At 45.6% G+C, this 12,279-nt stretch carries 13 protein-coding genes and 1 tRNA gene; 2 read left to right on the forward strand and 12 right to left on the reverse strand.

Annotation, left to right across the window (positions count from 1 at the left end; all coding sequences use genetic code 11):
• Positions 1-88: 88 nt before the first annotated feature.
• The 9 genes from B4K20_RS10340 to B4K20_RS10380 form a co-directional block, all read right to left on the reverse strand.
• The gene (locus B4K20_RS10340; protein WP_289282826.1) at positions 89-1,138 is read right to left on the reverse strand and encodes a phospholipase A; all 1,050 of its coding nucleotides are present in this window, start codon (positions 1,136-1,138) and stop codon (positions 89-91) included.
• Positions 1,139-1,189: 51 nt separating this feature from the next.
• A complete protein-coding gene (gene ychF / locus B4K20_RS10345; protein WP_286305805.1) occupies positions 1,190-2,281 on the reverse strand; it encodes a redox-regulated ATPase YchF in 1,092 nt (363 codons plus the stop codon).
• 8 nt (positions 2,282-2,289) lie between these two features.
• Entirely contained in the window at positions 2,290-2,862 is a 573-nt protein-coding gene (gene pth / locus B4K20_RS10350) for an aminoacyl-tRNA hydrolase (RefSeq protein ID WP_286305806.1), read from the reverse strand.
• Between the two features lie 7 nt (positions 2,863-2,869).
• Complete coding sequence (locus B4K20_RS10355; RefSeq protein WP_289282827.1) at positions 2,870-3,541, reverse strand: 50S ribosomal protein L25/general stress protein Ctc; 672 nt, start codon at positions 3,539-3,541, stop codon at positions 2,870-2,872.
• Positions 3,542-3,649: 108 nt separating this feature from the next.
• The gene (locus B4K20_RS10360; RefSeq protein WP_286306080.1) at positions 3,650-4,585 is read right to left on the reverse strand and encodes a ribose-phosphate diphosphokinase; all 936 of its coding nucleotides are present in this window, start codon (positions 4,583-4,585) and stop codon (positions 3,650-3,652) included.
• A 90-nt stretch (positions 4,586-4,675) separates the two neighbouring features.
• Positions 4,676-4,750 (reverse strand) — tRNA-Gln (locus B4K20_RS10365).
• A 41-nt stretch (positions 4,751-4,791) separates the two neighbouring features.
• On the reverse strand, positions 4,792-5,631 hold the full coding sequence (gene ispE, locus B4K20_RS10370; protein WP_289282828.1) for a 4-(cytidine 5'-diphospho)-2-C-methyl-D-erythritol kinase: 840 nt from the start codon (positions 5,629-5,631) through the stop codon (positions 4,792-4,794).
• Positions 5,628-6,227 carry a lipoprotein insertase outer membrane protein LolB gene (gene lolB / locus B4K20_RS10375; RefSeq protein WP_289282829.1) on the reverse strand — a complete coding sequence of 200 codons (600 nt, stop codon included), beginning with the start codon at positions 6,225-6,227 and terminating at the stop codon, positions 5,628-5,630. Before lolB ends, ispE begins: the two co-directional genes overlap by 4 nt.
• A complete protein-coding gene (locus B4K20_RS10380; RefSeq protein ID WP_289282830.1) occupies positions 6,224-8,101 on the reverse strand; it encodes a tetratricopeptide repeat protein in 1,878 nt (625 codons plus the stop codon). The genes lolB and B4K20_RS10380 overlap by 4 nt, the downstream gene beginning before the upstream one ends.
• A gap of 22 nt (positions 8,102-8,123) precedes the next feature.
• On the opposite strand from B4K20_RS10380, the gene hemA reads away from it, so the two are divergent.
• Positions 8,124-9,383 carry a glutamyl-tRNA reductase gene (gene hemA, locus B4K20_RS10385; protein ID WP_289282831.1) on the forward strand — a complete coding sequence of 420 codons (1,260 nt, stop codon included), beginning with the start codon at positions 8,124-8,126 and terminating at the stop codon, positions 9,381-9,383.
• Complete coding sequence (gene prfA / locus B4K20_RS10390) at positions 9,380-10,468, forward strand: peptide chain release factor 1 (protein ID WP_286305812.1); 1,089 nt, start codon at positions 9,380-9,382, stop codon at positions 10,466-10,468. Before hemA ends, prfA begins: the two co-directional genes overlap by 4 nt.
• Here prfA and hemF read toward each other — a convergent pair.
• The 3 genes from hemF to B4K20_RS10405 all read right to left on the reverse strand — a co-directional run.
• On the reverse strand, positions 10,465-11,373 hold the full coding sequence (gene hemF / locus B4K20_RS10395; protein WP_289282832.1) for an oxygen-dependent coproporphyrinogen oxidase: 909 nt from the start codon (positions 11,371-11,373) through the stop codon (positions 10,465-10,467). The two genes, prfA and hemF, sit on opposite strands and share 4 nt — an antisense overlap.
• Entirely contained in the window at positions 11,370-11,921 is a 552-nt protein-coding gene (locus B4K20_RS10400) for a Sua5/YciO/YrdC/YwlC family protein (RefSeq protein ID WP_289282833.1), read from the reverse strand. The genes hemF and B4K20_RS10400 overlap by 4 nt, the downstream gene beginning before the upstream one ends.
• Before the next feature lie 101 nt (positions 11,922-12,022).
• Positions 12,023-12,279 (reverse strand): phosphoribosylglycinamide synthetase C domain-containing protein (locus B4K20_RS10405; protein ID WP_289282834.1); only part of this gene is annotated, 257 nt, incomplete at its 5' end.

Consider the following 12,279-nt stretch of genomic DNA (forward strand, 5'->3'; position numbering starts at 1 on the left):
ATGTGCTCTAACCAGCTGAGCTATATAGCCATATGAAGCGCGAAATAATACGATATAAATGCTTAAGTTTCAAGTGAAAAGATCATATTTATAACCAGTCACTCAGCTGGATACCAAAACCAATGCTATTGGAGTGTGCGTCATAGTCAATCAGGCTTTCACCATAGCCATTAAACCATTGCACATACCCCTTTACGCGGTCGGTAAGCGGGAAACTCCAGCCCAATTGAACGGCACCATAGTTATCATCAAAATTGAGGTTATTCCGCAGCAAAATATCAAAGCTGTGGTTATCCATTTTATATACAGCGCCAAATTCAAAGTTACCCATATATTCTTCGATATCAGGATTGTCATCATCACTACTGCTATCCGGAATACGCCACCATGGTTTGAATGAGTAATACCAGTCATTGTGCTCAAACACAAAGTCGGTATAGACCCGATTCCAGCTACGTGACAGCGTACCTGCCTGACCGTTTGACTGGTGCACAACACCCGTCCGAATAAGCGAGTTTTTTATACCGAATAATTCATAATTTGTTTTAAACGATAGCCAAGCTTCTGGTTCATGATCTGATTCACGGAAAGGCGATGAGCTGTTTTTATTAAACTGTTGCCAGAATGAGCGATTGGTATAGGCCACATAGGCATCTGCCCGACCATTGAATAGGTCATAGGCAACAGGTAGTTTCAAACTGATTTGAAACTTGGTTTCCCAGGGTTGTAAGTGAATATTGTCACCCGGATAAGCGGTTTCAAAAGGCGCTTCATTCGGCGACGCCATATTATTACTTAAAATAATGTAATTTGGCTTGTGGGGTAATAATACAAACGGATTTTTGGCTTCTTTCTTTTCCAAAAACAAACGGCGAGTGATCGCAGACTTATCTTCTGTCTCTACACCCGATTCTGTCACTTTGATATCAACAGGCTCAGGTTTAGGTGAGGCTTCTTCGAGTGCTTGTTGAGTGATACTTGATTCACAAAACTGTCTGATATCGCCAACCAGCATGCTATCATCAGCAGTAGCTAATTGGGTGAGCAAGCATTGATTTAACTTATCATCGGCAATGACCATGGGCATATAGCCAACAGTCAACATTGATAAAAGAAACGAGAGTGATGCCGTCTTCATGGCTTGCCTTTAAAAAGTGAACAACAATTCACGACATCATAGCTCAGAACGCTAAACGTTGAAGCGGAAATGCATGACATCACCGTCTTTGATGACATACTCTTTCCCTTCCAGACGCCATTTACCTGCATCTTTAGCGCCTTGCTCTCCGTTGAATTGCACAAAGTCATCATAACTAATAACTTCAGCACGGATAAAACCTTTCTGGAAGTCAGTATGAATAACGCCAGCGCCTTCTGGTGCTGTCGCGCCAACTTTCACTGTCCAGGCACGAACTTCTTTTACACCCGCAGTAAAATATGTATGCAAACCAAGCAATTCATATCCGGCACGGATGACACGATTCAGGCCAGGCTCGTCTTGTCCGATTTCACTTAAGAACTCGACTTTTTCATCGTCTTCCAGTCCAGCAATTTCTGACTCAATCGCCGCACAGATAACCACTACATTGGCGCTTTCTTGTTCTGCCAATTGTTTCACCGCATCCAATGCCGGATTATTTTCAAACCCATCTTCAGAGACGTTAGCGATATACATGGTCGGTTTGATCGTCAGCAGGTGTAAGTCACGAATCAAGGCTAGTTGATCTTTATCCAAGCCCATAGCGCGGACAGGTTTACCACCATCTAACTCCTCACGCATTTGTGTGAGTAACTCTAATCTTGCTTTCGCCGTTTTATCGCCACTTTTTGCGTCACGTGTGGTTTTAGTGATGGCTTTCTCAACACTTTCTAAATCAGCCAAGGCTAATTCAGTGTTAATTACTTCGATATCATCCAGTGGTGAGACTTTGCCAGATACATGGACGATATTGTCATCTTCAAAACAACGTACCACGTGGGCAATCGCATCCGTTTCACGGATATTGGCGAGGAATTTATTACCTAAACCTTCGCCTTTTGATGCACCCGCCACCAGACCGGCAATATCAACGAATTCCATGGTGGTTGGCAAAACCCGTTCAGGACTGACAATCGCAGCCAGCTTATCCATTCGAGGGTCAGGGACTGGGACGATGCCAACATTCGGTTCAATGGTACAAAAAGGATAGTTCTGCGCATCGATACCGGCTTCAGTCAATGCATTAAACAAGGTTGATTTGCCAACATTAGGTAAACCGACGATACCGCACTTAAATCCCATGAGAAATCCTATTGTGAATGTAGCCAGTTCATAGCCTTATCCATATTTCCGGATAACACCTCTGGCAAAATACGTAAAACATTATCGATGGCTTGCTCGATCTGTTGACGATCGGTCGGAGAAGGTTTGCTGAGTACATAATCAGAAACCAGTTTGCTATGTCCAGGATGCCCTATCCCCAAACGACAGCGCAGGAATTGCTTGCCACCCGTCTGAGCAATAATATCTCTGAGCCCGTTGTGTCCGCCATGGCCACCATCACGTTTTAATTTAACGGTGCCGGGCGCCAAATCTAATTCATCGTGTATGACGAGAACATTCTCTAATGGAATTTTGAAAAAATTGGCTAATGGCGCGACAGACTGACCGCTTCTATTCATAAATGTCAGCGGTTTTAGCAAATACACTTTATGACCATCCAGAGAGCATTGAACCAGCTCCCCGTGATATCGGTTTTGAACAGTAAAGTTCACACCGAGATCACGAGCAAGCTGGTCCAATAGCCAGAACCCGACATTATGTCGGGTTCCTTCATACTGGGAGCCGGGATTACCTAAACCGGCGATGATCCAGCTCCCCATCTAAAGATTACTCTTCAGTTGCTTCTTCATCACCTTCTGCGTCTTCAGCTTCATCATCCACTGTATGTACGCGAGGCATATGAATGTTAACGACTGCTTGGTCATAAGCAGAACGTTCACCTTCTTCAAGGTGCTCTTCCTGACCATGTGACAGTGCAGGTAAGCTCACACCTTTAGGTAGAACGATTTCTGATAAGTGAATCGCTTCATCTAATTCCAGCTTGCTGATATCCACTTCGATGTACTCAGGCAGATCAGCTGGTAAACAAGCAATTTCAACCTCAGTCATCACGTGTGAAACAACACCACCGGCTTTTACGCCTGCTGCTTTTTCTTCACCAATGAAGTGAAGAGGTACAGTCATTGTCATTTCATGTTTCGCATCAACACGCAGGAAGTCAGCGTGAATGATTTTGTTGTCATTGGCAGGGTGACGTTGCAGGTCTTTTAATACAACTTGCTCTTTTTTCTTGCCAATGTTCAGCGTCAGAATGTGTGCATAAAATGCTTCTTCAGCTAAATGACGAATGAATTGGTTATGATCTAAAGCGATCGAAACTGGCTCTTTTTCAGCGCCATAAACAACAGCTGGTACTTTACCCGCATGACGAAGGCGGCGGCTCGCACCTTTCCCCTCATCAGTACGCGCTTCAGCTTGTACTTCAAATAAGTTTTCCATTTTTTTCTCCAAAAACAATGGACTTTTGCCCATCAAAAATGCCGCTATTCAAGCGGCGTAAGCCTCCCCCGCGACCAGGTTCGGCACGTAGAAGTCAGCCGAAGCTGACTAATCCATATACAAGGAGCTAACAGACTCCTCGTTACTAATTCTGTACATCGCTTCTGCCAGCATCTCAGCGATGCTTAACACGCGAATTTTTTCACATTCCTGTGCATGTGGTTGCAACGGAATGGTATCGGTCACGACCAGTTCATCGAGTACCGAATTGCTGATATTTTTTATAGCAGGGCCCGATAAAACAGGATGTGTGGAATAGGCAACCACGCGAGTAGCGCCATGTTCTTTCAATGCTGCAGAGGCCGCGCATAATGTTCCAGCCGTATCCACCATGTCATCAATTAACACGCAGACACGTCCATCGACATCACCAATAATATTCATGACTTTGGCTTCATTAGCACGCGGACGACGTTTGTCGATAATAGCTAACTCAACACCAAGATGTTTTGCTAAGGCACGCGCTCTAACCACACCACCCACATCAGGTGAAACCACGACTAAGTCCTGGTATTTGTGTTTCCAGATATCACCCAGTAAGACAGGTGAAGCGTAGACATTATCAACAGGACAATCAAAAAAGCCCTGGATTTGGTCGGCGTGTAAATCGACAGTTAAGACTCGGTCAGCTCCTACGCCAGTCAGCATATTCGCCACGACTTTTGCCGTGATAGCAACACGTGCTGAGCGAGGACGGCGATCTTGTCGAGAATAACCAAAATAAGGCACAACCAAGGTAATACGCTTTGCTGATGCACGACGAATAGCGTCGGTCATCACCATCAGTTCCATCAAATGGTCATTGGTTGGCATACAGGTAGGTTGAACGATAAAGACGTCTTTACCACGTACGTTATCAAGGATTTCAACCATGATTTCGCCATCACTGAATTTTTCCACAGTGGCTTTACCAAGGGAAATATTAAGGAAATTGGCGATGCTTTGAGCCAGCTTACGATTGGCATTACCAGTAAATACCATCATGCGGCTGTCGGCTGTTCGTTGTTGTAACTGGAGAAGTCGGTTTTGTGTCACGGTAGAGGCGCCGAGTTTTCTATCAAAAAAACAAAAGAGTGGCTGGGGTACCAGGATTCGAACCTGGGAATGCTGGGATCAAAACCCAGTGCCTTACCGCTTGGCGATACCCCAACTGACAAAACTCATTCTATCATCTTGCTGTCACATCTGGCTTATTTTTCTGCCAGTGTTCTTGCAGTGAGTGGCGACTGATTACAGCCTTTTGCCACAAAACCCTGCCAGTGTGAAGGCAGTTTATCTATCACGTCTTGTGCTTGTTGCTGACTTCGAAAATCAGCGAAAACACATGCTCCTGTACCAGTCATTCTTGGAGGCGCGTATTGTGCCAACCATTCTAGTGCATTTGCAACTGCTGGATAGTGTTTGACGACTACCGCTTCGCAGACGTTTCTGCCTTCCCCAGAAAGGAAGCGCGGTATTGTGATAGGTTCGCAGTCCCGTGTCAATTCCACTGATGAAAATATTTCTGCCGTAGACACATGACAATCTGGAAAAATCACTGCAAACCAAGGTTCTACCAGGGATATTGGCGTTAAGTCTTCACCGACACCTTCAGCCCAGGCAGCATGTCCCGCGATAAAAATAGGAACATCGGCCCCTAAATTGAGTCCAATCTGCGCTAATTTTTGCTGTGATAAACCACACTGCCAAAGTTGATTGAGAGCGACTAAGGTGGTTGCCGCATTAGAACTTCCGCCACCCAATCCACCACCCATTGGCAATCGTTTGGTGATGGAAATATCCACACCCTGCTCACTATCTGTAAAAGGCTTAAGTAACTTTGCAGCTTTGACAATCAGATTATCTTCGTCTGCTACTTCATCAAAAGCTGTTTTGAGATTTACTTGCCCAGAACGGTTGATATCAAAAAACAAACTATCGCCATAGTCCAGAAACTGAAAAGCGGTCTGGAGGTTATGGTAACCATCCTCTCTTCGTCCGGTGATGTGCAAAAATAAGTTTAATTTTGCCGGCGCTGGCCATGCTTTCACTCAGGTCGACTCCAGTCAGCAATGATTAATCTAATATTCAAATCCGGGTGTTTGATAAAAATTTTGGCCGGCACAACCATGCCATCAAAAGGTACATAACGCAGATATTCAATCTGCCAACCGGCTTGCTGTAAGGTTTTTAAGCGTCCGTTTTCATCCAGCTCATACTCATCAACCGCCACCTCTTCATATGGCACTCCTCTCACCCAGTCCCGTAATGCACTGACGGGTAACAGCCAGCCTAAGGTTTTGGCTAATAACTGCTCGGGCGTTTGTGCGGAATATTGCTCACCATTGTCCAGCGTCAATGTGACTTGTTCATCATCCCCAACTAACTCTGCCCCACCTTGAGAGAAAGGACCGGAGAGTTTGATATCGAAATCTTCACCTTGTTGTTGCCAGCTAATGCCTGCATTCCAGCCTTCACGCCCCTGTGTGATGGCAGTACGGCCTCTAAAACGCCAGTCTTTCAGTGAGGCTATTTCTGTCTGCTGCATTTGCCATCGTTGCTCTGGCGACTCTGTCGTTTTCGGTTGCCATAATGGCGCGCAGGCAGTGAGTAATAGACTCAGTCCGGCTAACCAAACTAATCTCATTGGCCAAACCTGCGCATCGTTTCAATCAGAAGTTTATTGTCAGGATCCTGCAATAAACCTTTATCCCAGATGTCTTTGGCTTCTCTTTTTTTACCACGTTGCCACAGCACTTCACCTAGATGTGCAATAAACTCAGGGTCAGGGTTAGCTTCAGTGGCTTCTCGCAGATATTTTTCTGCTTTCGCTAAGTCGCCTAGTCGGTAATAGACCCAGCCCAAGCTATCCAAGTAAAAAGGATCACCTGGTTTGAGTTCTAAAGCACGTTGAATCAACTTTAATGCTTCCTGATGACGATCGGTACGATCGGTTAAGGTATAACCCAACGCGTTTAATGCTTGAGAATTGTTGGGATCGTTGGCCAGAATTTGTTTTAGATCAGCTTCCAACACATCTAACTTATCCAGTGACTCAGCAATCATGGCCCGACTATATAAAGCATCTTCATTTTTCGGGTAGTGCTTGATGGCTTTTGTTAATAAATCAAACGCCTCCTGCTTCATATCATGATCGCGCAATAAGCTGGCTTCAAATAAATAGTATTGCAGTGCTTTCTTCGGTAACTGTTGTCTCAACTGGGCCAGATGCTCACGTGCTTTTTCAATATCATCCCGCCCCAATAATAGGTTGATGTAATGTGTCTGCGCCAAATCAAAACGGCTACTTTGCACAGGTACAGAGGCAAACCAGACCAGCGCAGCATCCACATTGGCATTTAATTCTTCAGCAATGCCCATGAAATAAGCGGCTTGATTCGTCGGGTCGCCGAGTTGCAGTAAATCACTGAAATATGACTTTGCTTTCTCGCCATCTTTCTCTTCCAGCGCGAGCAATCCAAGCGCAAACAACACATCACGGTTTTCAGGATTATCTGCCTGAATCGATTCAAAGATAGTACGTGCTTTATCCAGTTGACCGTCATCACCTAATAATTTGCCATACGTAAAACGTAGTTCATCACTGGCATCCTCTTTTGCTGCAGGTTTGGCCAGCAGTTTGATACCGTCTTTGGTTTGTCCTAAACGCTGTAAGGTGTCGGCTTTCAGTACAAGATAACTTTCATTATCAGGGTCAGTTTTTAACAAAGGATCAATTTCAGCCAATGTAATCGGATACTGCTGATAGAAAAAAGCTAAACGTGCATAGGCATAATGCGCATCTGGATGGCCTTGTTGATAAAGGTCTAACTTCTGCAGCGAGGCAAGCGCTTCTTCCGGTGGCGCTACTTCCGCCAGGTTCTCTGTCGCTCTGACTAGATACACTTTTTGATTTTCCGGCGCGAGTGACAGTGCTTTATTGATGGCCTGAACTGCGCCGTCATAATCTTTCTGCATCATCAGAAATGGCGCGCGCATCATATAAACATCAGCATTGTTAGGATCGACTTCCAACCAGCGATCTAATGCATGACTAATTCTTTCTTCGTTTCTGGATAAGGTGGCGACTTGTGCACTTCTGCTCGCCAGTTTTGGTGACTTGACCATATCCGCAGCACGTTCATAAAGCTCAACCGCCGCACCCACTTCACCACGCTGTCCCGCCACTTCCGCAGTAAGGATGTAGTACATCAGTTCAGGTGACATTGGCATAGTCACTTCCGGCTTTTTCTCCTCTTTTACTTCGGGAGCAGCCTTAACGACTTTTTGCGTCTCATCAACTGTGGCTTGAGTTTGCTGTGCGGGGGTTGCAGCACAGGCAGTCATAAGAGAGGTAAGTCCGATCAGAGCAAAATATGTAGTACGTTGCCCTACATTCATCATGAATGATTTCGTTGAATCCATATTAAAACGACCTGAACGTTTGATTTTGATAGAATGGCGAATTGTTTTCACTAAATAACAGACGATTGTAATAATGGCTGTAAAGTTTAACAGCATTTAATAACGACTTTTTCTTAATATGCATCTTGTCACCTATGGCATCAACCACAATACTGCTCCGGTTCATATCCGTGAGCTTTTTGCGTTTGATGCGAGCATGCTTCCAGCAGCTTTATCCAATTTACATGAAGATGATTCCATACTTGAAGTCGTTATTCTGTCGACCTGCAATCGTACTGAAATCTATTGTTGTATCGATGGAGAGTCTGACAACCAGATCCTCGCTTGGTTGCATGACTATCATCAACAGGAAGAGGGTGCCATCACCCCATACCTTTATCATTACCAACAAGCCGATGCGATTAGACACCTGATGCGAGTCGCCTGTGGATTAGATTCCATGGTGCTGGGCGAACCACAAATACTCGGTCAATTAAAAGACGCTTACAGTCAATCACTCAATGCCAACACTCTGGGCAAATCATTAGGTCGTTTATTCCAACACGCGTTTGCTGTCGCTAAACAAGTCCGAACCGATACCGCTATCGGTAACAGCCCGGTCTCGGTTGCCTTTGCGGCAGTCAGTCTGGCCAAACAAATTTTCAGTGAACTGGCTGACTCCACTGCTTTATTAATAGGTGCAGGTGAGACCATCGAGCTGGTCGCGCGTCATCTTTACGATAACGGTATCAAACGCATCATCATTGCAAACCGTACGATTGAACGCGCGCACAATCTCGCCACACAGGTGGATGGATATGCGATTAGTCTGAGTGAACTTCCTGCACATCTGGCTGAAGCGGATATTGTGGTGAGCTCCACGGCCAGCCAGCTACCTATTCTGGGTAAAGGGGCTGTAGAAAGGGCTTTAAAAGTCCGTAAACGTAAACCCATCTTCATGGTCGATATCGCCGTACCACGGGATATTGAAGCGGAAGTCGGATTATTAGAAGATATATACCTTTATTGTGTTGATGATTTAAAAGAAATCATCGAAGAGAATTTACAGTCTCGTCGTGATGCAGCCTTACAGGCGGAAGAAATTATCGACACACAAGTGGATCATTTTCAGGCATGGCTAAGAACTCAAGATGCCGTCCCTGTAATTAGAGCCATACGTGACAATGCTGAAGAGATAAGTAAGCATTCACTAGAAAGAGCAATAAAACAACTTGAGCAAGGCATGCCTGCTGAACAGGCCATGACTGAACTCGCTCGTACACTGACCAACCGCTTACTACATGAACCGAGTCGCCAACTCCGTCAATCCGGATTTGATGAAGAAGGACAGTTACTCAATGCAGCGCGGCGTCTGTTTAATATCAAGGATCCCAAGTGAAAGATTCGATCAAACATAAACTAGAATCCCTCGTTGATCGTCATGAAGAAATTAGTGGTTTGCTCGCTGATCCTGACACCATGGCCGATCAAAATAAGTTCCGGTCACTGTCACAGGAATATGCGCAATTAGAGCCTGTTGTCAGCAACTTTAATGCTTATCGCCGCACAATCGACGCATTGGAAGATGCCAAGCTGATGCTGGATGAAGACGATGCTGAAATGCGCGAAATGGCAAAAGACGAAATTAATACGGCAGAAGAGAAGCTCGAAGAACTCGAACTCACTCTGCAAAAGTTATTACTGCCTAAAGATCCAAATGATCAACGTAACATCTATCTGGAAATTCGTGCCGGAACGGGTGGTGATGAAGCAGCCATTTTCTCTGGCGATTTATTCCGCATGTACACAAAATATGCTGAATCTCGTCGCTGGAAAGTTGAAGTCATTAATGCTCAAGAAGGCGAGCACGGCGGCTATAAGGAAGTCATCTGTCGCATTGTCGGTGAAGGCGCGTATTCACGCCTGAAGTTCGAATCAGGTGCTCACCGTGTGCAACGGGTTCCGGAAACGGAATCACAAGGCCGTATTCACACCTCGGCTTGTACTGTCGCTATTCTCCCAGAAGCCGATGAGATTGATGAAGTCGATATCAATCCAGCGGATTTAAAAGTCGATACTTACCGCTCTCAGGGTGCCGGTGGTCAGCACGTTAACACCACTGATTCTGCGGTACGTATCACTCACATTCCAACCGGTATCGTCGTCGAATGTCAGGAAGAGCGTTCACAGCATAAAAACCGTGCTAAAGCGATGTCTGTTTTACAAGCACGCATCATGGCTGCGCAGGTAGAAAAACAAGCGGCTGAAGAAGCACAAACGCGTAAATCACTGGTGGGTTCAGGTGACCGAAGTGAACGAATTCGTACATACAATTATCCTCAGGGACGTGTGACCGATCACCGCATCAACTTAACCTTATACAAACTGGTTGAAATCATGGAAGGTGAACTGGAACAAGTCATCGAACCACTGATCAACGAATATCAGGCGGATCAGCTCGCCGCCTTATCCGGCGAGTCTTAAATCCAATCGCGCGGCGGCAGAAAGTCCGTGTATAAACGGGCTTCTGCTGATCCGGCTTCCGGAATCCAGTGATAACGCCACTTCACCAGTGGTGGTAGCGACATCAAAATCGATTCAGTACGACCACCCGACTGCAATCCAAATAATGTGCCGCGGTCATACACCAGATTAAACTCAACATAACGACCACGACGATAGAGTTGAAAATCACGTTCGCGCTCACCAAATTCTGTGTCTTTTCGTTTTTGTACAATGGGTGCGTAAGCTTTGATATAGCTGTCACCAACCGATTGCATAAATGCAAAACAGCGATCAAAGCCCCACTCATTCAAATCATCAAAAAACAAACCACCGACGCCACGGCACTCATCACGATGTTTCAGGTAAAAATACTCATCACACCATGATTTAAAGCGTGCATAAACATCATCACCAAATGGATCACACGCGGCTTTAGCCGTTGTATGCCAGTGAATCACATCCTCTTCATTGCCGTAATAAGGTGTTAAATCATAGCCACCACCAAACCACCAAATAGGCTCTTCGCCTTCTTTTTCTGCGATAAAAAAGCGGACATTGGCATGTGATGTCGGCACATAAGGATTATGTGGATGAATCACCAGCGACACGCCCATTGCTCGAAAGCTTCGACCCGCTAACTCTGGACGGCTGGCCGTGGCTGAAGCCGGTAAATTATCACCACTCACTTCAGAAAAATTGACACCACCCTGCTCAAATACCGCACCATTGCTTAAAACTCGTGTGCGACCACCACCGCCCGTTTCACGTTTCCAGTCATCAATTTCAAACGTGGCTCCACCATCTATTAATTCAAGTTCTTTGCATATAATTTCTTGTAGACGAAGTAGATACTCACGAACGGCATTAATATCGGGGGTACTCATCGTAAAATTTCTCCTGTTCGTGCGTCTCTGATTTGGCTTGGTTTTTTGGCGCCACCCAAGCTGCCGGGCAAAACATAATCCAATTCAGGTAACTGCCAACGCACCTGATGCACATTCATCGCTGGTCGTAATCCGTTTATATTGGCACTGGTCGAGACTATCGCCCCACCAAAAGCCTCACATAAAGCGCGCGTTTGTGGATGCGCTGTGACACGCACGGCAATGGTGTCATGCAAACCTGTCAGTAACATCGAGACTTCTTCACGAACAGGCAATAACCAGGTGACCGGACCGGGCCAGGTTTTATTCAACTCAGCTAACACTGAAGCTTCAATGGGCTGAATAAAATCTTGTAACTGATTAAAATCAGCAGCAATCAGAATAAGACCTTTATGCAAGGGGCGCTGCTTCAATTCTAATAAACGTAATAAGGCTTCTTCATCCCAAGGGTCGCACCCCACACCAAACACAGCCTCTGTCGGGTAGCCGATAACGCCACCTGCATTCAGTGTTTTTACCGCTTCTCGTAATCGCCAAGTATTTGTCATGTTCTCGCCCCTAGTCAGACCACATTGATTGCATACCCTGATTTCACTCAATAAAAAGGGGTTAACCAGTAACCCCTTTTTTACATTCTCAAACCGTGAGTTTAGCCTTGCTCACGTGCCACAGCGCGATAAGCGATATCAGTACGGAAATACGCATCATCCCACTTAATATGACTCAATGCGTCATACGCTGATTTTTGCGCTTCAGCCACAGTATTGCCCAGTGCCGTGACACATAACACGCGACCGCCAGCCGTGACGACATTATCACCCTGACTCGCTGTACCTGCATGGAAGACTTTACTGCCATTTTGTTCGGCGTCTGCAATACCCGTAATCACATCACCTTTACGGTAAC

Origin of the sequence: Methylophaga sp. UBA5088 (genome assembly GCF_002414625.1) — a bacterium.
In the GTDB taxonomy this organism is placed as follows: domain Bacteria; phylum Pseudomonadota; class Gammaproteobacteria; order Nitrosococcales; family Methylophagaceae; genus Methylophaga; species Methylophaga marina.